The following is a 24270-nucleotide window of genomic DNA, read 5'->3' on the forward strand; positions in this document are numbered from 1 at the left end:
CGGTCACCGGAGCACCACCTCTGCGTAGCGCCGGTCGCCGTCGGCCAGCTGACGGTGGGTGCCCTCGGTGACCACGCGACCGTCGTCGACCACCACCACACGGTCGGTGACGGCAAGCAACGCCGGACTCGTGGTGATCAGGATCGTGGTGTTCAGGCGTGTGGTGTACGAGCCTGTGGTGTTCGAGCCTGTGGTGTTCGAGCCTGTGGTGTGCGGGTGTCCGCCACCGTGCCGGACGTCGCGGATCCCGGCGGCAACGGAGTGCTCGGTCACGGCATCGACTGCGGTGGTCGGGTCGTGCAGGACCAGGACCGGCGGCGCGGCAGCCAGGGCTCGCGCAAGCGCGACGCGCTGACGCTGCCCTCCGGACAGGCTCGCTCCGCGGTCGGTGATGACGTGTTCGAGTCCGTCGTCGTGCAACGCCACGACGTCGCTCGTCGCCGATGCCGCCAGATAGGGGTCGAGGTCACGGCCGTCGTCGGCGCGCGCGGTGATGTTGGAGCGGAGACTGCCGGCGAACAGGTCGGTGAGATGGGGCTCGACGAGCACCGAGCGTCGGAGTCCGGCGAGATCGAGGTCGCGGACCGGGATCCCGCCGACGGCGACGATGCCGTCGTAGTCGTCGACGGACACCTGTCCCGACAGGATCCGGGCCAGCGCCTCACCGTCCTGCGCGCGCAGTGGAACGATGCCCAGCACCTCGCCGGGGGCCGCCGACAGGTCCATGCCGGCCAGCGACCGATAGCTGACGCCCTTCACGGCGATGTCCGTGGTGGTCGGGACGGTCGACCCGCTGTCGGGAAGAGCATGCTCGGCGCCCAACACCATGGCGAGGCGGTCGGCCGAACCCCGGACGACGGCGGCGATCCCCGGCAGACGGGACATCGTGGTCAGGGGTTCGATGATGAACTGCGACAGGCCGACCACGGCGATCAGCTCACCGATCGAGATGCGTCCCTCCAGGGCGAACCACCCGGCCATACCCGCGACACCGGCGGCCAGCAGCGCGCTGATGGTCGTCGACACACCCTGGTAGACGCTGTTGGCACGTGCCATCGCGAGCGTCGCATCCAACGCGGACCGGCTCGACGCGGCGAACCGCGCCGAGGCGGCCCCCTCGGCGCCGATGCCGCGCAGCGGTCGCACACCGCTGACGAGATCGGTCGCCATCCCCGACACCGCTGCCACACGAGCCTGCTGTTCGGTGGCGCGGACGGTGAGCAAGGGCGCTACCCGGTGCAGCAGGTACATGATCAGCGGAGTGGCGACGAGTACCGCGACGCCGAGCGGGATGTCGACGACGAGCAGTGCGACCGCGCACACCACCGTGGCCGTGACCGCTGCAGCGGTCCGCGCGACGACGTCGAGGATCCAGGACGTCTTCTCGGCGTCGGAAGTGGAGACGGTCAGCAGTTCGCCCGACACCAGGTCGGTGCGGACCCCACGTGGGTGCAGCACCCGACCGGCCACCTCGACGCGCATGGCGTGGGCCTCGCGCTGGATTGCGACGACGATGATGCGGGCACCGAACCGATAGGCGTAGGACAGCACGACGAACAGAGCCGCCAGTGCGACGAGCGAGATCACCATGGCCCGGAGGTCACCGGTCTCGACGGCCCGACCGATGATGACGCCGATAGCCACCGGGACCATCGCCTCGCAGAACTGGTGCACACAGAACAACGCCGATGATGCGATCAGCCGACCGCGTTGGCGGGTCATCGTGCGCTTGAGCACCGCACCGCCGGTGACCGCCGGCCCCTCTGCTGACATGGGGGCCAGCCTAATGACGAGGCGATGGCCCGACCCTCGGCACCGGCCTTCAGGCGGCGGTGATGATCTCTCGCAAGGGTCCGACCGGATCACCGTCGCCCAGGACCTGGATGGCGACGTGGTCGGCGCCCGCGGTCAGGTGCGCGTCGACCTGGGCACGCACGCTCGCAGCGTCACCGTGGGCGACCAGTGCGTCGATGAGTGCGTCGCTGCCGCCGTTCTCGATGTCGGCGTCGGTCCAGCCGAGTCTCTTGAGGTTGCTGACGTAATTGGTCAGGTGCAGATACGGCTGGTCCACCGGCGGCCGACCGACCGCGCGTGCCGCCGCGGCGTCGGTGTCGACGACGACCTTGTGCTCGGGGGCCAGGAGGACACCGTCACCGAGTTCGGTCCGTGCGATCTCGGTGTGCGCCGGTGGCGTCAGATAGGGGTGCGCGCCGAGCGCGCGGTTCGCCGACAGTCGGAGCATCCGCGGCCCGAGGGCGGCCAGCAGTCGACGTTCGGTCGGCACGTTCTTCTCGTCGAGGACGTCGAGGTATGCGCTCACCGCGTCGTAGGGCTTCTGATACTCCGCGGTGGCCTCCGGATGGCCGGCGCCGACACCGAGATAGAAGCGACCCGGGAAATCGGCCTCCAACTCGTGGAATTCGTCGGCGATGGCGGCGGCGTCGGTGTTCCAGATGTTCACGATGCCGGTCGCGACGGTGATGTTCTCGGTCGCGTCGAGGACCTTGCGTACCGGTCGGAGGTGCTCGGGAGACCCGCCCAGCCAGATCGTGCCGTAGCCCAGTTCCTCGATGGCCCGTGCCTGGTCCGGGGAGAACTTCCCGAACCAGCCCCACGTGCCATGGGTGCCGAAGCGTGCGATGTGCGCGGCCCGATCGGCCGCGCCTGAGTTGTCGGTGCTCGTGGTCTCGGTGCTCGTGGTGTCGGGGGTGGGAGCCATGTCCCAGGCAACCGGGGTGTCGGAAACCGTATTCCCGATGCGGTCCCACCGCCCGCCGAGAACTCGCCCGACATCGGCTCATCGAGCGCGAAAGTGTTGGCCCCGAGCGTAACCCGACGGGAAGGTGGACCCGTGCCTGCGAATCCACCGTCTCTGCATCTGAACGCCTTCATCTATCCGGCGGGTCACCACGAGGCGGCCTGGCGACATCCGCTCTCGCAGCCGGAGCGGATCTTCGACGCCGACTACTACCACCAGATCGCGCAGACGGCGGAGGCCGCGCACTTCGACGCGATCTTCTTCGCCGACGGTCCGGTCCTCCATTCAGGTCCCCAGCACAGCACCGCAGGCCGGCTCGAGCCGATCTCGTTGCTCACCAGCATCGCCGGTGCCACGAGCCGGATCGGTCTGATCGCCACGGCGTCGACGACCTATTACGAGCCGTACAACCTCGCCCGGTTGTTCTCGACCCTCGATCACCTCTCGAAGGGTCGCGCGGGCTGGAACATCGTCACCACCGCGCACGACGCGGCGGCCGAGAACTTCGGTCTGTCGGGGCATCCGGATCCGGCACTCCGCTACGACCGCGCTCGTGAGTTCGTCGACGCCACCCTCCGCCTCTGGGACAGCTGGGAGGACGACGCGCTCGTCCTGGATCGCGCGAACGGTGTGTACGCGGACGCCGAGAAGATCCACCGCGCCGAGTTCGTGGGCAAACATCTGCAGGTGCGCGGCGCGTTCACGGCCCCGCGCACCGCGCAGGGCCATCCGGTACTGGTCCAGGCCGGTGCATCCAACGACGGTCGGGCGTTCGCGGCGCAGTACGCCGAGGCGATCTTCACCGCGCATCAGACGCTCGAGCACGGTCGGGCTTTCTACTCCGACATCAAGTCGCGGGCCGCCGCACTCGGTCGCAACCCCGACCATGTGGTCGTCCTCCCGGGGCTCAGCCCCTTCATCGCCGACACCGAGACAGCCGCCACGGAGCTCGAGCGGGAGTTCGACGAGCTCACCGTGCCCGCCTTCGGCATCGCGCAGTTGCAGGCACTGACGGCCGTCGACCTGTCGACGTACGAGTTGGACGCACCGCTGCCGGTGAACGTCTTCGGCGACTCCGGCGACGTCACCGACAACCAGCGGAGCCGGGCACAGGTCGTCGCGGGCATCGTGACGCGCGAACAACCGACGCTGCGACAGCTGCTGCACCGTCTGGCCGGCGCGCGCGGACATCGGGTTTTCGCCGGGACGCCGGAACAGGTCGCCGACACCATCGAGGAGTGGTTCACCACCGGGGCCGCCGACGGCTTCAACGTGATGCCGCCGTACTACCCGGGCGGACTCGAGGTCTTCACCGAGCACGTGGTCCCGATCCTGCAGCGGCGCGGACTGTTCCGCACCGAGTACACCGGGACCACCCTCCGTGACCACCTCGGCCTCCCCCGGCCGGACAGCCGCTTCAGCGATCCCGCGACCGAGTCGCACGCGAGCTGAACGGGTCCCACTCGACCCCGCTGCGGCGCCGTGGGTTCATGCTGGGGGCATGGGGCGCGAATCATGAGGGCGGTTCTCCAACGGGTGACGGAGGCGTCGGTGGCGGTCGACGACCGGATCGTCGGAGCGCTCGACATCCCCGACGGTTGCCACGGACTGGTCGCCCTCGTCGGGGTGACCCACGAGGACACGGCCGCCGACGCGGAGAAGCTCGCGGACAAGATCTGGCGGTTGCGCATCCTCGACGGTGAGCGGTCGGCCGCCGACCTCGACGCCCCGATCCTGGTCATCAGCCAGTTCACGCTGTACGCCAACACCGCCAAGGGCCGGCGCCCCAGTTGGAACGCTGCGGCGCCCGGACCGACCGCTGCGCCGCTGGTCGATGCGGTGGTCGCGTCACTGCGTGCAGCCGGCGCGACAGTGGCGACCGGCGAGTTCGGCGCCCACATGCGCGTCTCACTGGTCAACGACGGTCCGGTCACCATCCAGCTCGAGGTCTAGCCCTGCTGGAGGTCTGGCCCTGCTCGAGGTCTGGCACTGCCGGGGATGCCGACCGGCGAGTAGCGTGAGGCCATGGGACGCATCACGGCTCGACGACGGGTCACCAGGATCCGCCGCGGCGACGATGCCGTTCCTGCGCTCGTCTCCACCCGAGCGGATCTGTTGGCCGTCGAGGAGCCGCTCGAGATCCGGGTCGACGGCGTCACGCTGACGGTCACGATGCGGACCCCGGGCCACGATGTCGAACTCGCCACCGGACTCCTGTTGGCCGAGGGCATCATCGGCGCGGCCGACGACCTGGTCACCGCACGCTATTGCGCCGGGACCGACGCCGACGGCGCCAACACCTACAACGTCCTCGACGTGAACCTGGCATCGTCGGCACCGCCGTTCGATCCATCGATCGCACGCCACCTCACCACCACCAGCGCGTGCGGGATCTGTGGCACCACGAGCATCGACGCCGTACGTGCGCGATCGACCCACGACCCCGGCACCGATCCGATGCAGGTCGACGTCGACACCTTGCTCGCACTGCCGGATCGCCTCCGCGCCGGCCAAGCGGTGTTCGACAAGACCGGCGGACTCCACGCCGCGGCGCTGTTCGATGCCGGAACGGATGGCGGTGGTCTCGATCCCCTCGTGCTGCGCGAGGACATCGGTCGGCACAACGCGGTCGACAAGGTCATCGGCTGGGCCGCGCAACAGGGTCTCCTCCCACTGACCGGACACATCCTCCAGGTGTCCGGGCGCGCGAGCTTCGAGCTCGTCCAGAAGGCCGCCATGGCAGGCGTTCCCGTGTTGTCGGCGGTGTCGGCGCCGTCCTCGCTGGCGGCCGAGCTGGCCTCGGAGGTGGGTATGACGTTGGCCGGCTTCGTCCGGGACGACTCACTGGTGCTCTACTCTCGCGCCGACCGCGTGCACGTCCCTGTCGGCAATCCGACCCCGGCCGGGTAGCAGCACAGCCACCGGGTCGGAGGTACCTCGACCTGCAGTACAGCGGACCGCGAATCCGGCAAACTGCGCGCGCATCGACCGGTCTGCTGCAACACTTGCTCGATGGATGCCCAGCAGATCCGGTCGGCCTTCCTCCAACTCGTCGCCGAACGCGGCCACACGGTGATCGACCGCGCATCGCTGGTGCCGCGTGACGATCCGACCACCCTGTTCACCGGCAGCGGCATGCAGCCGTTGCTGCCCTATCTCCTCGGCGAGCCGCACCCGGCGGGCACCCGGCTCGCCGACGTGCAGCCCTGTGTCCGCGCACAGGACATCGAGGAAGTCGGCGACAACCGGCACACCACGTTCTTCGAGATGCTCGGGAACTGGAGCCTGGGTGACTATTTCAAGGCCGAGCAGATCCCGATGTTCTGGCACTTCCTGGTCGATGTCGTCGGGCTCGATCCGGAGCGCATCTATGTGAGCGTGTTCACCGGCGACCCGGAGCACGACATCCCGCGCGATGACGAGAGTGCCGACATCTGGACCGAGTTGTTCACCGCCGCGGGCGTTTCGGCGGACCGCGTGGAACTGCTCACCGAGGAGCACGGCAACGAGGTGGGCAACCAAGGAGCACGCATCGCGTTCTACCAGGACAAGAACTGGTGGTCGCGCGGCGGCGGCCCCGACCAGATGATCGTCGGCGACCCCGGCGGCCCCGACTCCGAGGTCTTCTACTACTTCCCGCAGGTGGAGCACGACACCGCCTTCGGCCGCTACCCGCACCAGAACTCCGACGGTGGCCAATATCTCGAGATCGGCAACTCGGTCTTCATGCAATACCGACGCACCGGCGGTGACGGAGTGGCACCAGGCTTCGCCGAGTTGCCGCACCGCAACGTCGATTACGGCGGCGGGTTGGAACGGATCGCCGCCGCCGCGATCGACAGCCCCGACGTCTTCCGGATCAGTCTCCTGTGGCCGGTGGTCGCCGAGTTGGAGCGGCTGTCGGGAAAGTCGTACGACGATGCGACGCATGCGATGCGGATCGTCACCGACCACGTGCGCGGAGCGGTGTTCCTGGCCGCGGACGGTGTGGTCCCCAGCAACAAGGAGGCCGGCTATGTCATGCGACGACTTCTCCGGCGCGCCATTCGATTCGCCGCCGAGCTGGGTGTGGAGAACAACGTCCTGACACCGCTGGTCGACGTGATCGCCGACCTGTACGCCGATGCCTACCCGGAGGTCGGCGAGAAGCGCGAGACCATCACCAAGGTGCTGCAGAAGGAGGAGCGCGCCTTCCGCCGCACGCTCAACAAGGGGCTACGCGAGCTGAGGCACATCGCGAAAGAACAGCGCACCATCACCGGTGACGACTTCTTCACCCTCAACGACACGTTCGGCTTTCCCGTCGAGCTCAGCACGGAAGAGGCAGGCCGCCAAGGACTATCGATCAGCTCCGACTGGCGTGCCGAGTTCGACGCCCGCCGCGAGGAGCAGCGCGCACGGTCGCAGGCCGCGACGAAGCTCGGTGCGCACGACTGAGCGTCGTCTGACGCATCACGCGGTCCTGACGTCGCGCTGTCATCGTGGGTAGGTGGTGTGGGTTCGGCCGGTGGCGTGATGTCGCCAGGTGATGGTGCGGTCGTGGTTCATGGTGGGTGTCCAGTGGCCGATGTGTTTGCGGTGGTGGTCGGGTGTGCACAGGGGTGCGATGTTTTCGGGCACGGTCCAGCCGCCTGCGACCGGGCTGGTGTGGTCGAAGGGCACGAGGTGGTCGAGTTCGCACTCGTGGGCGGGTGTGTCGCAGAACGGGTATCGGCATCGGTGGTCGGTGGTCGGTGGCGAGGATGTGTGCGCGCAGGGCCTGCGGTGGGTGCGTAGGTGAGAGCGCCCGGTGGTGGGTGGGCGTGGCCGCCGTGGCCGATGGGGTCGATCGGCGGCGAATCGGTGGTGGCGGGGATGTGCAGGGGTGTGTGGACGGCGATGAACCCGGGATGGGTGAGTAGGTGCGCAGCGTGTGCGGGGGTGATCGAGCCGTGTCCGCGTAGGCGGGCGTGCGCGGTCACCACGGCCGGAGTTTCGATGTCGGGGGTGCTGGTGGGGAGGACCACGACCTGAGGTGCTGGGGGTGTGAGTTCGGGGGGTGTCGGTGCTGTTGCCTTGTCTGGCGCGTGGGTATCGGGTGCGCTGCGTCGTGTGCAGGTGAGGTCGGTGCAAGTGCAGTGCAGGTGGGCGCCGGGAGTGCCGAGGAGTTCGGCGAGGGCGGCGACGCGCTGCTGACCGGTGGTGCGGGGATCGGACCGACAGATACGGGTGGCCAGCAGGGTGGTGATCTGGTGGCGGAGGTGGGCGGCGTGGTCGGCGGGGACGCAGGCGTCGATGGTGGCGTGGCCGTGGGCATCTGCGGTGATGGTGAGGTTCTGGTTGTGGTCGGCGAACTCGGCGCGCACCTGTTCGGCGAGGTCGGGATCGAGGTCGATGACGAGGGCGTCGAGTTGATCGCGCAGGGCGGGATCGGTGACCCGGCGGGCGGCGAGGTCGATGGCGATGGATTGGGCACGGTCGCGATCAGGGCCGGCGGGCAGGACGGTGAGGGCGTGGGCGATGGTGGACGCACGGTGGAAGCTGTAGCCGCCGGCGAGGAACCGGGCGTGGATGCGCGGAAGTTGCAGGAGCAGGGTGGCCAGTTCGATCCACCGTCCGGCCATCGATCGGGACACCCCTAATTGCAGGGACACCTCCCCGACGGCTGTTTTGTCGGCGACGTTGCCGACCCCGGGGTGCAGCGGCCTATCCGGGTCGGGGTGAGCATACGGTCGAACACCGCGAGCCCGATCCGATAGGCCAGCATCACCTTTCGCGCACCCGCTCGGCGTTCCAGGCGTTGAGCTTCTCGTCCGGCGTCGCCGAGATCGGTGTCCGCATCGCCACCGAGAGCCGAGTCGAGACAGAGGTCGTCAGCATCGAGCACCGTCGCAGCACCGGCGCCACGGTCGGGATCGCTGAACATCGGGAATGTCCCCTCGCTGATGAGATGAACTGACAGACACCACGATCGTCATCACCGACACCACACGGGTGTCACCATCATCAGCGGCACAACCTGCATCACTGCAACTTTCAACCACCATAACCCCACCCCCCGACAAGACCGTCACGCCGACTGCGTCGGCCTCACAACTCCCCGATCCGACTCCGGCTGCCCACCCGATGATCCGCCCATACTGCGATCCCATCGGAGAGCATCGGGGACATGAAGCCGTCAGCATCACCCCATGGCCAGGCGATCCGGGCACGTGCCACCTGATCCTGGACAAGGTAGGCCATCGACGCGACAATGGCCTCCTCGTCGGCGTCGAGTGCCGCACCACCACCGGACGCACCGAGCCCATCAGCGGCCCTGCCGGTGGCGGTGACGTCACTGAGCAGGAACACGACGCCTGTGTGATCGTCGTACTCCGCGACCCAGCGAATGTGCGCGATCGAACCGTTGTACTGCCGCACGTGCAGGTCGTGAGCGACGCGCCCGAGGGCGTCGGCGAATACGACCGGGAGATCCGACGAGTCGAGAGCCAGGCCATCGCGCGGAGTCCACGCTGCCGAGAGCACCGTCTCCCACCCCATCATCGAGCCCACTCCCCCACCATCGCAGGTCGTCAGCCAAACGACGGCCCGAAACGCCCCCCGGCGAGTTCCCGGTGGATGTCAGCACCGCGACCTCATCTCGTTCCCGCGGCTTCGACCGAGGTCGCGGAAACGAAACGAGGTCGCGTAAGGCGCGGACGACCCGCTACTCGCTCCGCGTTGACGCCGCGAGCCGCACGAGCTGGCCCGGCGTCGCGTCCGGCAGATAGGCCCGACTGATCGCCAGGCCGATGCGCGGCAGATCGCTCTCGTCACGGAACGACAGGAACACCGGCTCGTACCGCGGGTTGAACTTCTTCTTGAACGCGTGCAGCGAGCGGAAACCGTAGAACGGCTCCATCGCCGCCCCCAGGCTGTCGAGTACCCGGTCCATCCGCTCTGCCTCGGCGGCGTCGTCGCTGCGGGCCAGAGGCGCACCCGACAACGACAGGAACTGCGCCCCTTCGTCTTTGAACGCCAGCGCGGACGATCCGATCAGATACTCGATGACCGGGCCGAACCCGTCCGACCGACGGCGCATCACGTCGAGGGTCCACCCGCGCACGACCGGGGTCCCGCTACCGTCGGCGGGTGCGTACACCGGGAGCCACGACAGCACGCCGTGAACACTCCCACTCTCGTCGAGTGCCAGCGCCACGCGGACCTCGGGATCGAGCGCTTCGTCGACGCTGCCGAGCGTGAAACCCATCTCCGGCAAGCCCTTGTCGCCCACCCATTCCTCGGAGATGGCACGGACCTGTGACTTGATGGAGAAGGGTTCGTCGGCGAGCGCCACCAGGCGGAAGGTGATGTTCTCCTTCTTGGCCTTGTTGAGCGCCGACCGTACCCCCTGCCACGGCTTGCCCTTGAACGCCAGCTCCGGGAGATCGACGATGGTGTCCTCGGCGATCTGCACGCTGCGCCAACCGAGGTCGTCGGCGATCCGGGCGGTCGCCTCCCCCACCGAGAACCAGCACGGCGTCTTGCCGCTGCGCTCGGCGAAGTCGACGAAGTTGCGTACCGTTCCCCGGAGATCCTCGGATGCGCACACCGGATCCGCCAGCGCGAGCAGCGTTCCCATGTGTCGCTGATAGGCGACCGCACCGCTCCCGTTCTCCGCGAACAGGTATTCGTTACCCGGCCAGGTGATCATCCACGACATGGTCCCGCCACCATGCGTGTGCAGCAGGTCCTTGACCTGCGCCACCGGATCACCACCGTCGTCACCGCTGCGCTTGATGCGCCACGGTGTGGCGAAAGCGAAGCGGCCCGGGATCAGGATGGCCAGCACCACCACCCACAGCAGCGTGGTACCGACAGTCACGCCGCCCTCGCTGTCGAAGTCGGTGAAGGCGACCAGGATGACGACGAGGACGGTCACGACCACGTTGAGGAGGCCCAGCACAACCGCCACCCACCATGCCCACCGCCGGCCACGACGGAGTTGATCGGCGATCAGCAGATTGATGACCAGCACGATGAGCATCGTGTAGACGGATTCGTCGTTCCCGTCCGTCGGTCCGAGGGGGCCACTGCCCGGGAAGAAGAACACGAGCAGGTTGGCACCGGCGATGATCAGCACCCCCGCGCAACCCAGCATCCGGACCTCGCGACGTGTGCGCGGCAGGTAGCCGTGCTCGCGGGTGCTGAACCAGCGCTCGCCGATCGGCAGCATGATGATCGTCGCGAGAACGTACTGCAGTGTCCCGAACGTCCCCTCGAACAAGAACGTGATGGCCACGACCGCACCCAGGAACACCCGAACACGCAGTCGCCACGGTGATCTCAATGTCGCCGATGCCACGGCGACCGCCGCGACCACCATCGTGATGGTCCCCGCGCCACGCGTCCGCGCCAGGTGATCGGCCCACTCCCATGAGGTGAAGTCGCGACTGAAGAACCAGACCAGCAGCACCGAGAGCAGTTCGGCGATGATCTTGCCCCCGAAGGCCACGACGACGACCCGCGCGGTACCCAACCGCCACTCGGCCCAGCCGATCCCGACGGCGATGAGCAGCAACGCGATCAGATATTTGCCCGGACTCGGCTCGAAGACGGTGCTCGTGACGATGGTCCACCACTTGCCCTCCTCCAGCGCAGGCAGCCCGAAGGCCACATCGTGATACCAGGACAGGTGCGACGTGTGCCGCCAGAACGATCCCGTCGACAACCCGATCACGAACACCACCAGCCAGAGCGCGATGGTGAACGGGACGGCGGTGATCGCAGCCCGGACGCCGCGTAGCCGGTCGGCGACCTTCGGGGTCGCCTCGGGAGTCGGTTCGATGGTGGTGGATGTCATCCGGGGATTCCCAATCGTCGTGCGAGCCAGGGCAACTGTTGTTTCAGCGAGGCCGACCACACCGCGAAGGTGTGCCCACCGGGAACCTCGGAGTAGTGCACGTCCATGCCGGCCTTCCGCGCCGCCTCGTACGTGGTCTTCACACCCGGCTTGTACTCCCCGTCCGAACTGCCGACGGTGAACGCACCCGCCGAACCGGGGAACTTCCGGGTGGCCATCAGATCCATCGGATTCACCGCGCGGAATGCCGCGGCATCTCCACCGAAGGCGATGTCGATGGTGCGCTTACGATCTCCCAACGTCGGCTCGAGCTGACCCGACATGTCGAGGAAGGTCGGGTACTCGGTCGGATAGTTCGTCGCGAGTTGCAGCGCACACGTCCCGCCGTACGACAACCCGCCCGCAGACCAGTGTCGACGATCGGTGTCGGCGGCGGTGATCTCCGATGCGGCCCAGGCGCCGACGTCGGCCGTCAGATATGTCCCGACCTCACCGAGGCGCGAGTTCATGCAGAGCGGATTGCCCAGTTCTGTGCCGGTGCCGTCGGCCACGATGACGATCGGGGTCAGTCCGTGGTGTGCGCGGGCGAAGGCGTCCATCGTGTTCACCAGTTGCCCACCGAGCAGCCAGTCGTCGGGTGAGCCGGGTTGTCCGGCCAGGAGGACGAGCACGGGCAACCGGGGAGCGGGGCTGGTGAAGATCGCGGGCGGTAGATAGACCTTGGCCGGTCGCGCCGTGAAGCGTGACTTCGTCGGCGGTATCGTAGCCGTCAGGATCGCACCGCCGGCGGGCATCTCGGACGGCTTGTGCCACTGGTCGATCGGGACGACCTTCAGATCGTCGCGATCGAGCTCGGACAACGAGACCGACCGTGCGCCGACGTCACCTGCGAGCGCCCCGACCGTCGGGTACGAGGCGTAGGAGATGTTGATGTGCGCGAGTCCGAGGGCGATGGCGAGAATTCCGGCGATCACGGTGACGACCCGACCGGCGATTCCGGGTCCGACGATCAACCGCGCGATCACGAGCACGACACCGAGAACTGCGACGCCGCCCCAGGCGTAGACCTTGAGCGGGATCGGTTCCGGGAACGGACGCCACACCTTCTCCACGACGAAGTACGCGGCCACGGTCAGCGCCGCCGACACCGCGACCGCGATCGGCACCACGACGAGCAGGTAGCGCTTGCGTGGCAAGAGGATCAACCAGGCGAAGCCCAGGACACCGGCCACCGTCACCCCGAGGGGAACCCATCCGTCGATGATGGACAGTTGCGCGGCATCACCCATCGTCCTGGCCCTTCGCAGGAGGAAACCTGGACGTCAGATTAGCAACAGTTACGCGATATGGACCGTCAATGAACACTCTGGTCAGGCGTTGCGAGAAATCGACTTCGCACGCGAATCATGCGCCAGGCGAACGGATCACGAATCCAGGACATCAGCCGACAAATGATGTGTGAGAAATGCGCGAGCGATTCGACGAAACAGCGTCTGAATGACAGGTGAGAATCGGCGAAATGACGGGATGAACCCTACTCAGAAGTGACGCACACCGACGGAGGAGAACAAAGCATGCCCGATCAGGCTGTAGTGGAGGACATACGGATCGAACGTATCAAGGGCACCCCATCCGGCGCATCCCCCTCGATCTCTCAGCGAGACCACCTGATCGTAAGACACGATTCGTCGTCGTGTCGCCGTTTCGACACTTTTCGGACAGAACCGACCCGGAATCGCTGGTGGAACCGATCAGCTGCGCGGTCGGACGGTGAGGATGCGAGGACCGTCCTCGGTCACGGCGACGGTGTGTTCCCAGTGCGCCGCCCGGCTGCCGTCGTCGGTGACCACGGTCCAATCGTCGTCCAAGACGGTCGTCTCGGTGGTACCGAGGGTGAGCATCGGCTCGATCGCAAGTGTCGAACCGACCACGAGTACCGGTCCGCGGTTGGGTTTGCCCTCGTTGGCCAGGAACGGCTCGAGGTGCATCTCCCGACCGATGCCGTGTCCGCCGTATCCGGACACGATGCCGAAGGAGCGTCCGAACTTCTGCTCGGCGGCCTTGGTGCCGTTCTCGATGGCGTGCGAGATGTCGGTCAGCCGCGCGCCGTCGACCATCGCCGCGATACCTGCCTCCAGTGAGATCCGGGTGGCATCGCTGAGTTCGGCATCCGCGGTGGACAACTCGCCGACACCGAAGGACCACGCCGAGTCACCGTGCCATCCGTCGAGGATCGCACCGCAGTCGATGGATACGAGGTCGCCCTCGGCGAGCACCACGTCCGCGGACGGGATGCCGTGGACGACCACGTCGTTGACCGAGCTGCAGATCGACCCGGGGAAGCCGTGATAGCCCTTGAACGAGGGCACCGCACCGGCTTCACGGATCACCGTCTCGGCGACCTCGTCGAGTTCCAAGGTGCTGACCCCCGGCACGGACGCCGCGCGGACGGCCACGAGAGCGGCGCCGACGATGGCGCCGGCCTCGCTCATGGCCTCGAGCTCACCCGGCGACCTGAAAGGCACCGGTTTCGGCTTACGAAATCCCATGGCAGGACGCCGGTGTACGGCTCAGGACTCCCGGACGGCCGCGAGCGCGCCGAGCACGCGCTGATGGACGTCCTGGACGTCGCCGACGGCGTCGATGGTCTGCACCTGGTCGGCGTAGTACTCCAGCAGCGGAGCGGTCTCCTTGGTGTAGACCGCGAGCCGGTTGCGGATCACGTCCTCGGTGTCGTCGGCGCGGCCGCGGGCGAGCATGCGCTCGACCACGACGTCGGCATCGACGACGAAGGACAGGACGGCATCCAGCGAGTGCTCCGAGGACGCGAGGATCTCGGCCAGCGCGTCACCCTGCTCGGTCGAGCGGGGGAAGCCGTCGAGGATGAACCCCTTGACCGCGTCCGGTTCGACGATCCGGGCACGGACCATGTCGACGGTGATCTCGGACGGGACCAGGTCACCGGCATCGAGGTAACGCTTGGCCTCGATGCCGACCGCGGTTCCCTGCGAGATGTTGGCGCGGAAGAGGTCTCCGGTGGAGATGTGCGGGATGCCGAGAGCTTCGGACAGAAGTTCGGCCTGCGTACCCTTGCCGGCGCCGGGGGGCCCGAGAATGACCAGTCTCACTTAAGGAATCCTTCGTACTTACGTTGCATCAATTGACTGTTGACCTGCTTCATCGTGTCCAGACCCACGCCGACCATGATCAACACGGCCGTGCCCCCAAATGGCAGGTTCTGGACGCCGCCGCTGTTACCGATCTCGAGGAAGAGGTTCGGCAGGACGGCGATGATGCCCAGATAGATCGACCCCGGCAGGGTGATGCGGCTCAGCACATACCCCAGGTAGTCGGCGGTCGGCTGCCCCGGACGGATGCCCGGGATGAAGCCGCCGTATTTCTTCATGTCGTCCGCGCGCTCCTCCGGGTTGAAGGTGACCGCGACGTAGAAGTAGGTGAAGAAGATGATCATCAGGAAGTAGACGAGGATGTACACCCAGCTGCTGGGGTCCGTCAGGTACTGACTGATGTATCGCTGCCACGTCGACTGCTCGCCCTGATCGGAGCCCTGCGTCAGCTGCAGGATGAGTTGCGGCAGGTAGAGCAGTGACGACGCGAAGATGACCGGGATGACGCCGGCCTGGTTGACCTTGAGCGGCAGATAGGTCGACGATCCGCCGTACATCTTGCGGCCCACCATGCGTTTCGCATACTGCACCGGGATTCGGCGTTGCCCCTGCTCGATGAACACCACGCCTGCCACGATGAGCAGCGCCGCAACACAGACCAGGCCGAACACCAGTCCACCACGGGTGTCGAGGATCGTCTTCCCCTCGGCAGGGATGCGGGCCGCGATACCGGCGAAGATCAGCAGCGACATGCCGTTGCCGATGCCGCGCTCTGTGATGAGCTCGCCGAACCACATGACCACACAGGCTCCGGCGGTCATCACGAGCACGATGATCGCCAGCCCGAAGATGGACTGGTCGTTGAGGATCTGCTGCGACGTGGAGCAATCCTGGAGGAGCTGCCCGCGGTCGGCGAGAGCCACGATGCCGGTCGACTGGAGCAGCGCCAGCGCCACCGTGAGGTAGCGGGTGTACTGCGTCATCTTCGCCTGGCCGGACTGGCCCTCCTTGCGCAACTGCTCGAAGCGCGGGATGACGACGGTCAGCAACTGCACGATGATGCTGGCCGTGATGTACGGCATGATGCCGATCGCGAAGACCGACAGCTGCAGCAGTGCGCCGCCGGAGAACATGTTGATCAGCGAGTAGATGTTCGCCGAATCACCGCGGGAGACCTCGTCGAGACACTGACGGACCGCTTGGTAGTCGACACCCGGCGACGGGATCGTCGCACCGAGGCGGTAGAGGATGACGATGCCGATGACGAAGAGGATCTTCTTCCTCAGATCGGGCGTCCGGAAGGCCGCGACGACGGGGGAAAGCACTAACTCCTCCTTGGGACGACCACGCGGAGGATTTCCGGCCCCCACGTGCTCGGTCAATCGACGATGATCGAGAACAGCCTCACGACAACGGTTGAACTCTAACAGTCACGCCATCGTGCCTGATCTGAGGCGGTGTGCCCGTGCAACAGGTCCCTGACGACGTCGGTCCGTGCGGGCGGCCCCGACCCCGACGAGGTCGGATCCGCCCACACGGACACGGCGAAACTAGAGCTCGGTGGCGCTGCCACCGGCAGCGGTGATCTTCTCCTTGGCCGAGGCGGTGAACTTGTTGGCGGTGATGTCGACCTTGACCGACAGGTCACCGTCGCCGAGCACCTTGACCAACTGGTTCTTGCGGACGGCGCCGGCGGAGACGAGCTCGTCCACGCCGATGGTGCCACCCTGCGGGAAGAGCCGCGAGATGTCGCCGACGTTGACGACCTGGTACTCGATCCGGTTGCGGTTGGTGAAGCCCTTGAGCTTCGGCAGCCGCATGTGGATCGGCATCTGGCCACCCTCGAAGGCGGCGGGCACGTTCTTACGCGCCTTGGTGCCCTTGGTGCCGCGACCCGCGGTCTTACCCTTGGAGCCCTCGCCGCGACCGACGCGCGTCTTCTCGGTCTTCGACCCCGGTGCGGGGCGAAGATGATGGAGCTTGATGGTCATTGCGTCATACCTCTTCGACTGTCACGAGGTGGCGAACCGCATTGATCAGGCCGCGGTTGCCGGGAGTGTCCTCGCGGGTGACCGTCTTGCGGATGCCCTTGAGTCCCAGGGTCCGCAGGCTGTCACGCTGGTTGCTCTTGGTCCCGATGGTGCTCTTGATCTGTGTGATCTTCAGCTGTGCCATGTCAGGCTCCCTGTCCGGCACGGGCGCGCAACATACCTGCCGGCGCCACGTCCTCGATCGGAAGACCGCGGCGGGCCGCGACCTCTTCGGGGCGCTGGAGCAGCTTGAGCGCGGCCACGGTCGCATGCACGACGTTGATCGCGTTGTCGCTGCCCAGGCTCTTGGCGAGCACATCGTGCACGCCTGCGCACTCGAGCACGGCACGCACCGCGCCACCGGCGATCACACCGGTACCCGGGCTGGCCGGACGCAGCAGGACGACGCCGGCTGCGGCCTCACCCTGAACCGGGTGGGTCACGGTGCCGCCGATGAGCGGGACGCGGAAGAAGTTCTTCCGAGCCTCCTCGACGCCCTTCTGGATCGCGGCCGGGACTTCCTTGGCCTTGCCGTAGCCGACGCCCACGAGGCCCTGGCCGTCGCCGACGACGACGAGCGCGGTGAAGGAGAACCGACGTCCACCCTTCACGACCTTGGAGACGCGGTTGATGGCTACGACGCGCTCGAGCTGGTTGCGGTCCTGATCGCGTCCTCCGCGATCTCCACCGCGACGGTCACGGCCGCCGCCACCGCGACGATCGCCGCCGCGCTGGTCGTTGCCGCCACCGGCGTTTGCATTTGCGTTGTCGTTTCCGGCGGGTCCGTTTCCGCCGTCACGTTGACGTCCGGGCATCAGAGGTTCCCTCCGGTCATGTGGGTAATGCTGTCAAAAGTGGTCATCAGAACTTCAGCCCTCCCTCGCGGGCGGCATCGGCGAGCGCGGCGATACGGCCGTGGTACTCCTTGCCACCACGGTCGAACACGACGGCGTCGACGCCTGCGGACTTGGCGCGGGCGGCGATCAGCTCGCCGACCTTGCGCGCCTGCTCCGACTTGTCGCCGCCGGCTGCCCGCACGTCGGCCTCGATCGACGACGCGGCGGCCAGCGTCTTGCCGGCCAGGTCGTCGATGAGCTGCACGTGGATGTGGCGCGAGCTGCGCTTGACGGCCAGACGGGGCCGCTCGGGCGTTCCGTTGATCTTCTTGCGCAGACGGAAGTGACGACGGGTGGTCGCCGTGCGTCGGCGGGTGGAGACGTCCTTGCCCACCGGAAGGCGCTTGGTGGTTGCTGTTTCACTCATGGCTTACTTACCCGTCTTTCCGACCTTGCGGCGGATCTGCTCACCCTCGTAGCGAATGCCCTTGCCCTTGTACGGGTCCGGGCGACGCAGGCGGCGGATGTTCGCCGAGATCTGGCCGACTTGCTGCTTGTCGATACCCGACACCGAGAACTTGGTCGGCGACTCGACGGCAAAGGAGATGCCCTCGGGAGCCTCGATCGGCACGGGATGGCTGTAACCGAGGGCGAACTCGAGGTCCTTGCCCTTCGCCTGGACGCGGTAACCGACGCCGAAGATCTCCATCTTGGTCGTGTAACCCTGGGTCACACCGACCACCAGGTTGTTGACCAGCGAGCGGGAGAGACCGTGCAACGCACGGCTCTTGCGCTCGTCGTTGGGCCGACTGACGACAACGGCGTTGTCCTCCTTGGCCACGGTGATGGGCTCGGAGACAGTGAGGCTCAGTTCCCCCTTGGGGCCCTTGACCTTCACGTGCTGGCCGTCGACGGTGACGTCGACGCCGGCCGGGATCTCGATGGGGTTCTTACCAATACGCGACATTGTGAGACTCCCCTACCAGACGTAAGCGAGGACTTCGCCGCCCACGCCCTGGTTGGCTGCCTGGCGGTCGGTGAGCAGGCCGGACGACGTGGAGATGATGGCCACGCCGAGGCCGCCCAGCACCTTGGGCAGGTTGGTGGACTTTGCGTACACACGCAGACCCGGCTTGGAGACGCGTCGCAGACCAGCGATGCTGCGCTCCCGGCTGGGGCCGTACTTGAGGGCGACGACGAGGCTCTTGCCGACCTCTGCGTCCTCCGTGCGGTAGTCGGTGATGTAACCCTCGCGCTTGAGGATCTCAGCGATGTTCACCTTGATCTTCGACGAGGGAAGGGTCACCTCGTCGTGGTACGCCGAGTTGGCGTTGCGCAGACGGGTCAAGAAGTCTGCGATCGGATCAGTCATGGTCATGGTTGACCGGCAACCTTTCTCGTGGCGGTTCCCATACAGCGCAGTCCGGGGGATTCTCATCCCCTGGCCTCCGGTGGGCCTTCCACGAAGCGATTAGATTGGAAAAGGTTCTCGCCGTCGATGCCATCGGTTTGTCACCGGCACCGCCGACTGTTCAGTTGTGAGTGGTCGGCCTGGCACACACCGGTGCGCAGGCAACCGGTCTAGTGTAGAGAACCCGCGGCGCAGACCCAAATCGGCGCTGGTCGGACCCCTCGATCTGCGACCGGGAGTCGCCCACCACGGGTGTCAGGTCAGTCGCAGGTCGGTGCGCGAGGTCGGGACGACGTCGAGATGACGGTCGGCCCCGAACCGCGACACGCTGGTCAGCATCCTGTTCATCCGATCCTCCAGTTCGGCGTGGTCGCCACCGCTGCCGTAGAAGGCGTGCATGTCATGCACTGCCGCCGTCGGGAACAACTCTTCCACGATGGCGTCGACGTGTGGGGTCTCCGCGGTCAGCACGTCGTCGACGATGTTCTGGACATAGCCGAAGGTCGCCTGCGTCGCGATCGCGACCGGCGTGTGGTCATCGAGCCACCGTCGACGCCACTCCTCGTATCCCAGGTCGGGGGGACGCCGCAGGAAGGCGACGTTCGCCAACGCCTCCACGCGACCCCCGCCGTCGGGAAGTCCGGGGTCCAGCGGCACCCGTTCGCTGACGCTCCATCCGACGATGTCGGCAGTGTCGGCCACGTCAGCGATGTCGGCGACGGCGCGACGGACGGCCTCGACGACGGACGGCCCGCTCGGCTCTCCCACCACGGGGTCCGTCCAGACCGAGATCACCGCCACGACCGGCGGGACCATCTCGTCGATACGCAGCGCGCCGACGACCGCGTCGTCGGAGACGTTGAGTTGCAACCGGGTGGCACCCGCGGAGACCAGCTCGGACCGTAGGCGGTCGGCATCCAGCGCAGGTACCCCCGTCTCGCTGCGCACCGCGAACACCAGCTTTCCCATCGACCGCTCCTCTTCTCCCCTAGTCGTCCCCGCGGCTCGCCGTCCGACTCCTCGGCTCGGCGGCTCGTCTGCTCGTCGGCTCGGCGACCTGTTCCGCATCGCGAAGCTAACGCGCGGTCGGGCACACGGTGGGAAGATGTCGGATTTGTCGGCATCATCGGGTGATGAGCCGCCACCGGATCGACCGACGCCACTTCCTCGCCCTCGGTGTCGCCGGCGGTGCAGCTGCCCTGGTGAGCGCATGCGCCGGTGACGATGCGCGCACCACCTCCGGCCAGGCCTCATCGACCGACGCCGGCGGTGGCAGTGGTGTGCACACGATCGCCACCGGGCTGTACGTGCCGTGGGGTATCGCGTTCCTGCGGCACGGCACCGCGTTGGTGTCACAGCGAGACGAGGCGAGCATCGTCGCGATCGCGCCGGACGGATCGAAGCGGATCGTCGGCGACGTCGCCGGGGTCGCCCCGCGTGGCGAAGGCGGACTGCAGGGCATCGCGATGGCGCCCGGCGACGAATCGGTGGTGTTCGCGTACTACACCACCGACACCGACAACCGCGTGGCGACGATGACCTTCGACGGTGAGCGTCTCGGCGCGCCCCGACCGATCCTCACCGGCCTCGACGCCGCATACAACCACCACGGTGGAGCCCTGCTGTTCGATCGCGACGGCAGCCTGTTCGTCTCGGTTGGCGATGCCGCCCAGGCCGACGTCGCCCAGGACACTGCTGCACTCAACGGCTCGATCCTGCGGATCGACCGCACGGGTCGGCCGTGGCCGGGCAACCCGTTCGGCAACGAGATCTGGTCGTACGGACACCGCAACGTCGAGGGGATGGCGTTCGACGCGGCCGGCGGTCTGTGGGCGACCGAGTTCGGGGCCAACAGCACCGACGAGTTGAACCTGATCCGCCGGGGCGGCAACTACGGGTGGCCACGATTCGAGGGCGACTCCGACGCCCCCGACGTGATCGCCCCCGAGGTCACCTGGACCACCGAGGAGGCCTCGCCCGCCGGCCTGGCGATCGTCGGTGAACGCGCGTACATGGGTGCACTGCGCGGCGAACGCCTGTGGCAGATCCCGCTGGCCCGCACGTCGACCGGCAGTCCGGCGGCCCGCTACGTCGGCGAGTACGGACGCATCCGCGCCGTCGCCGCGGCACCCGATGGCTCACTGTGGTTCGGCACCAGCAACACCGACGGGCGCGGCCGCGCCAGCGCCGACGACGATCAGATCCTGCGCATCACCGTGTGAGTTACGACGAAGCGACAGCGCGACCGTCTCACGCCGTGGACACGGCCTGCCCCATCCGGGTCCAGCAAGCACCCTCACCGGCGTGATGGGACGAAGCAGACGTGCGTGCGGTTGTCCGTGACGGCCGGGCGGCGGGGACGTTTTCCCGGTACACCTGCCCGCCGACCAGGAGTCGGCGTGCAGGTCGAGATGAACCGGATGGCGAAGCAGCGAGTTCCGGGATTCGTGATTTTCGGCTCGTGCTCGCGCGACTCCGGTTACGGTCTCGCCATGAGATCGCACACTCGCCGATGACACGAGCGTGGTAACCGCTGCCGCTGCGATGATCTTCGCAGGCGCCGTATGCATCATCGCCGCGTACGCGACGCTCGGCTTGATGCGGGGGCTGCCACGGAGCAGCCGTCTCGTCGGCCGAGCGCGTCGAATCCGTGCACTTGCCCTCTCCGGCGCGGCCGGCGCTGCAGCCGTCGTCGCGCTCGCCTTCGATGCACTTGGCACGACAACCTGGTTGTGCGCCGCACTCATCCTCGTATCAGCCGCACTCATGGTCTACACGGCGCTCACCGCGGCGCCCTGACCGTTCGGAGGGATGCGGATCTCCGTGACGCCACGGCCGCCACGGATTCCGGCATCGACTCACCGTGTCCGCACATCGCCTCCACCGGTGACCCGAACCGGACCGCACGCCGAGACTCTCGACGGCCGACCGGTGACACATCACAGTGAAATCATCGCGCACAACATCTCGCGGCACTCTGGAGTCAACGTCGGCCATACGCGTCCGTCGTATCCCGACAGTGGCCGTCTCTTTGGACGATACGAATGAATCGTCACCATCGGATTGGCGCCGTGCTGCACAATGCAATCGACACATGACGGACTATCGCCAGCTGCGCACTCGCCAGTGTGACGCCGCAAAGGAAAAGCGGTATTGCGCACTGCGCGGAATACCGCTGTCGATTGACTCGACATTTCCAGGAGCAAACAGAAAGAGGTCTGCGTCAATGCGCCGATCAGGATAGCCTTTCGTCCGAAAGAACGATTGTGTCGGCAGACTCACGCGCAGAAACCACGGAAGTGAGGACTAGTGCCCGAACGTCCATCCCTCTTTCGCGTCATTGTCGTAGCCGCACTGGTGGTGTCGTTATCCTGCACGGGCGGGGCAGTCTCGGCTGCAGCCCCCACCGACCCCGTGCCCCAACAGAGCTTCCAGTCGATCGGAACCGCTCCCGATGCCGCCTTCTCTTCCTATCGTTCGGAGTACAGCGTCGTCTTGCCGGTTTCGCCGGGGATCACCCCCACTCGGATAAGCGGAACCACGCAACTCCCACCGGGGGTGGTCGGCGGGTACATCGATGTCTACGACGGCGAACGACTCCTCTCCCGAACGTCTGTGCCCAACGTTCCCAGCACCGGCATATCCCTGCCGTTGGTGGGTGTCGAGGTCGAGAACAACGCGATCGACATCACGCTGCGCGCGTTCCTCTCGGTCGCGGGTATCTGCCAGTTCGACAGCCAGACGCCGTTTCGACTCGTCGACCTCGGGGTGAGCTATCAGGGGCGACCCGCTGTCCCGACCACGGTTGCCGACTTCCTCCCACCGATCCTCGATGTCCTGGACGTCTTCGTTCCGCAGGCCCCTTCGCCCGCGGAAGGCTCAGCAGCCGTCGAACTGGCCGCGGCCGTGGTTGCTCGCTACGGGACCGCGACCGTCGACATCCGTGTTCGAGCTCTTCAGGCAGGGCGCGAGGAGCCCACCTCGGACTTCGCGCCGACCGAACGCCACATCGTCATCCGAGAAGACGCCGAGCCGGGCCTGCACCTCGAGAGCGGTCGATTCGGCCCCTACCTGATCTTGGGCGGGATCGGTCAACAACTACTTGCCCAGACTGCGCTTCTGACGTCGCAGCTCGAACAGATCGCGCTGACCTCGAGCGCGATCGCCGGACCGTCTGGTCCGGCACCCGAGTTGACTCCGCGCGCGACCACGCTCGCCGACCTCGGGGTCGGTGATCTCGACGTGGTTGCCGAGTCGCGACCGACCGTGAGTTTCGGCGTCGATCAGACCCGGCTCGGCAGGCCGGCGAAGAATGTTCGCGTGGAACTACGAGGGAGTTACACACCACCGCCAGAAGGCTCAGGTGGCCGACTCGCGGTGCGTGTCGGAGACACGGTGACAGACTCGTGGCCCACCGATCGGTCCGGGAACTTCGATCGGTGGCTCACCATTCCAGATCGCCTGCTCGAACGGTACACACAGGTTTCTGTCACCGTGGAGCGCGGCGACGACAACGGCGGGTGCGGACAAGGACAACGGACGTCGTTGTCCCTGGATTCGTCGAGTCCTCTCACCTTCGACAATGCAGATCCTCCACTTCCACCGGGATTGGGTTCGATACCCCAATCTCTGCAACCTCGCATCAGCCTGGGATGGTCGGTCGGCGACTTCGCAGATGTGGCGCGCGGGGTGGAGATCGTCTCGGGACTGCAGCGGATGACATCCGTACCGCTCGGGATCGACGTGCTGCCATTCCCAGACGCGAAATCATCTGGCCAGGGAACCATTCTGATAGACGCCCGAGGAGACGAGGCTCAGGATCTGCCACTGCCGGTGAGAGCCGACGGTGACACTGTGACCGTCACCGGCGACGGCGCGCCGAACACCCTCACGCTACAGCCCCAATTGCGCTTCGGAGCTCTGCAGGTTTATCGAGACGGGGCTCGAACGATCCTGGTTGCGACGTCGAATGGCGCCTCTAATCAGCTCGACGCGTTGGTCACCTGGCTCGGATCGGGTGCAGATCGGTGGCCGCAGCTGAGTGGCGACGCGGTGATCAAAGTGGCGGGCCGCGAGCCGCTGTCGGTGACTGCCCCGCCCGCACCGGAGGACACCTCAGCGAAGTGGTCACCCGGTAGGGTCGTAGCCGTCGCTGCCGCGGTCGTCGCCGTCGCAGTGATCGGACTGAGCGTTGCGTGGCTTCTGCGGCGCCGGTCGCGACGCACACCGTGACCCAGCCCCACGGTGCGGTCGACACGATCACCGATCCGAGCACCGCCAAACCCT

General features: G+C 66.9%; 24 protein-coding genes. 8 read left to right on the forward strand and 16 right to left on the reverse strand.

Translation table 11 applies throughout. The features are described 5' to 3' along the window. Positions 1–3 precede the first annotated feature (3 nt). Complete coding sequence (locus GS4_RS00215) at positions 4–1773, reverse strand: ABC transporter transmembrane domain-containing protein (protein ID WP_007616257.1); 1770 nt, start codon at positions 1771–1773, stop codon at positions 4–6. A 49-nt stretch (positions 1774–1822) separates the two neighbouring features. Then, positions 1823–2719 carry an LLM class F420-dependent oxidoreductase gene (locus GS4_RS00220; protein ID WP_007616258.1) on the reverse strand — a complete coding sequence of 299 codons (897 nt, stop codon included), beginning with the start codon at positions 2717–2719 and terminating at the stop codon, positions 1823–1825. A gap of 132 nt (positions 2720–2851) precedes the next feature. On the opposite strand from GS4_RS00220, the gene GS4_RS00225 reads away from it, so the two are divergent. The 4 genes from GS4_RS00225 to GS4_RS00240 all read left to right on the forward strand — a co-directional run bounded on the left by GS4_RS00225 (position 2852) and on the right by GS4_RS00240 (position 7195). Beyond that, on the forward strand, positions 2852–4210 hold the full coding sequence (locus GS4_RS00225; RefSeq protein WP_007616259.1) for an LLM class flavin-dependent oxidoreductase: 1359 nt from the start codon (positions 2852–2854) through the stop codon (positions 4208–4210). Positions 4211–4273: 63 nt separating this feature from the next. Continuing rightward, entirely contained in the window at positions 4274–4711 is a 438-nt protein-coding gene (dtd, locus tag GS4_RS00230; RefSeq protein WP_040508824.1) for a D-aminoacyl-tRNA deacylase, read from the forward strand. A 72-nt stretch (positions 4712–4783) separates the two neighbouring features. Then, the gene (gene fdhD / locus GS4_RS00235; protein ID WP_007616261.1) at positions 4784–5668 is read left to right on the forward strand and encodes a formate dehydrogenase accessory sulfurtransferase FdhD; all 885 of its coding nucleotides are present in this window, start codon (positions 4784–4786) and stop codon (positions 5666–5668) included. Between the two features lie 102 nt (positions 5669–5770). Further along, positions 5771–7195 (forward strand): alanine--tRNA ligase-related protein, encoded by a 1425-nt coding sequence (locus tag GS4_RS00240; RefSeq protein WP_007616262.1) that lies wholly within the window; start codon positions 5771–5773, stop codon positions 7193–7195. A gap of 39 nt (positions 7196–7234) precedes the next feature. On the opposite strand, the gene GS4_RS26360 is transcribed toward GS4_RS00240, so the two are convergent. After that, entirely contained in the window at positions 7235–7420 is a 186-nt protein-coding gene (locus tag GS4_RS26360; protein ID WP_051989564.1) for a hypothetical protein, read from the reverse strand. 461 nt (positions 7421–7881) lie between these two features. Between GS4_RS26360 and GS4_RS26365 the strand changes: the two genes are divergently transcribed. Further along, positions 7882–8379, forward strand: coding sequence for a hypothetical protein (locus GS4_RS26365; protein WP_369403288.1), 498 nt, complete (start codon positions 7882–7884; stop codon positions 8377–8379). A gap of 448 nt (positions 8380–8827) precedes the next feature. On the opposite strand, the gene GS4_RS00250 is transcribed toward GS4_RS26365, so the two are convergent. The 13 genes from GS4_RS00250 to GS4_RS00310 all read right to left on the reverse strand — a co-directional run bounded on the left by GS4_RS00250 (position 8828) and on the right by GS4_RS00310 (position 19953). Beyond that, a complete protein-coding gene (locus GS4_RS00250; protein ID WP_040508866.1) occupies positions 8828–9280 on the reverse strand; it encodes a hypothetical protein in 453 nt (150 codons plus the stop codon). Positions 9281–9443: 163 nt separating this feature from the next. Continuing rightward, a complete protein-coding gene (locus GS4_RS00255) occupies positions 9444–11579 on the reverse strand; it encodes a bifunctional lysylphosphatidylglycerol flippase/synthetase MprF (protein ID WP_007616268.1) in 2136 nt (711 codons plus the stop codon). After that, positions 11576–12868: an alpha/beta hydrolase gene (locus GS4_RS00260; RefSeq protein ID WP_007616269.1), complete on the reverse strand. Its 1293-nt coding sequence runs from the start codon at positions 12866–12868 to the stop codon at positions 11576–11578. The genes GS4_RS00255 and GS4_RS00260 overlap by 4 nt, the downstream gene beginning before the upstream one ends. Before the next feature lie 462 nt (positions 12869–13330). Further along, entirely contained in the window at positions 13331–14128 is a 798-nt protein-coding gene (gene map / locus GS4_RS00265; RefSeq protein ID WP_040508826.1) for a type I methionyl aminopeptidase, read from the reverse strand. A gap of 21 nt (positions 14129–14149) precedes the next feature. Next, positions 14150–14707, reverse strand: a complete 558-nt coding sequence (locus tag GS4_RS00270; protein WP_007616274.1) for an adenylate kinase — start codon at positions 14705–14707, stop codon at positions 14150–14152. Next, positions 14704–16032, reverse strand: a complete 1329-nt coding sequence (gene secY, locus GS4_RS00275) for a preprotein translocase subunit SecY (RefSeq protein ID WP_007616276.1) — start codon at positions 16030–16032, stop codon at positions 14704–14706. Before secY ends, GS4_RS00270 begins: the two co-directional genes overlap by 4 nt. A 225-nt stretch (positions 16033–16257) precedes the next feature. Then, positions 16258–16698: a 50S ribosomal protein L15 gene (gene rplO, locus GS4_RS00280; RefSeq protein WP_007616279.1), complete on the reverse strand. Its 441-nt coding sequence runs from the start codon at positions 16696–16698 to the stop codon at positions 16258–16260. A 4-nt stretch (positions 16699–16702) separates the two neighbouring features. Next, positions 16703–16882, reverse strand: coding sequence for a 50S ribosomal protein L30 (gene rpmD, locus GS4_RS00285; protein WP_007616281.1), 180 nt, complete (start codon positions 16880–16882; stop codon positions 16703–16705). A gap of 1 nt (position 16883) precedes the next feature. Then, positions 16884–17552, reverse strand: coding sequence for a 30S ribosomal protein S5 (gene rpsE / locus GS4_RS00290; RefSeq protein ID WP_007616283.1), 669 nt, complete (start codon positions 17550–17552; stop codon positions 16884–16886). Positions 17553–17598: 46 nt separating this feature from the next. Next, entirely contained in the window at positions 17599–18000 is a 402-nt protein-coding gene (gene rplR, locus GS4_RS00295) for a 50S ribosomal protein L18 (RefSeq protein ID WP_007616285.1), read from the reverse strand. Positions 18001–18003: 3 nt separating this feature from the next. Beyond that, positions 18004–18540 carry a 50S ribosomal protein L6 gene (gene rplF, locus GS4_RS00300; protein ID WP_007616287.1) on the reverse strand — a complete coding sequence of 179 codons (537 nt, stop codon included), beginning with the start codon at positions 18538–18540 and terminating at the stop codon, positions 18004–18006. Positions 18541–18552: 12 nt separating this feature from the next. Beyond that, positions 18553–18951 carry a 30S ribosomal protein S8 gene (rpsH, locus tag GS4_RS00305; protein ID WP_007616288.1) on the reverse strand — a complete coding sequence of 133 codons (399 nt, stop codon included), beginning with the start codon at positions 18949–18951 and terminating at the stop codon, positions 18553–18555. Between the two features lie 288 nt (positions 18952–19239). Further along, positions 19240–19953, reverse strand: coding sequence for an EthD domain-containing protein (locus tag GS4_RS00310; RefSeq protein WP_007616291.1), 714 nt, complete (start codon positions 19951–19953; stop codon positions 19240–19242). 164 nt (positions 19954–20117) lie between these two features. Here GS4_RS00310 and GS4_RS00315 point away from each other — a divergent pair, with 164 nt between their 5' ends. The 3 genes from GS4_RS00315 to GS4_RS00325 all read left to right on the forward strand — a co-directional run bounded on the left by GS4_RS00315 (position 20118) and on the right by GS4_RS00325 (position 24216). Further along, positions 20118–21206, forward strand: a complete 1089-nt coding sequence (locus tag GS4_RS00315; protein WP_007616293.1) for a PQQ-dependent sugar dehydrogenase — start codon at positions 20118–20120, stop codon at positions 21204–21206. Between the two features lie 301 nt (positions 21207–21507). Next, complete coding sequence (locus tag GS4_RS00320) at positions 21508–21783, forward strand: hypothetical protein (protein WP_007616294.1); 276 nt, start codon at positions 21508–21510, stop codon at positions 21781–21783. Positions 21784–22398: 615 nt separating this feature from the next. Continuing rightward, a complete protein-coding gene (locus GS4_RS00325; RefSeq protein ID WP_157226433.1) occupies positions 22399–24216 on the forward strand; it encodes a hypothetical protein in 1818 nt (605 codons plus the stop codon). The last annotated feature ends 54 nt before the right edge of the window (positions 24217–24270 follow it).

Origin of the sequence: Gordonia soli NBRC 108243, assembly GCF_000334455.1 — a bacterium.
Lineage (GTDB): Bacteria > Actinomycetota > Actinomycetes > Mycobacteriales > Mycobacteriaceae > Gordonia > Gordonia soli.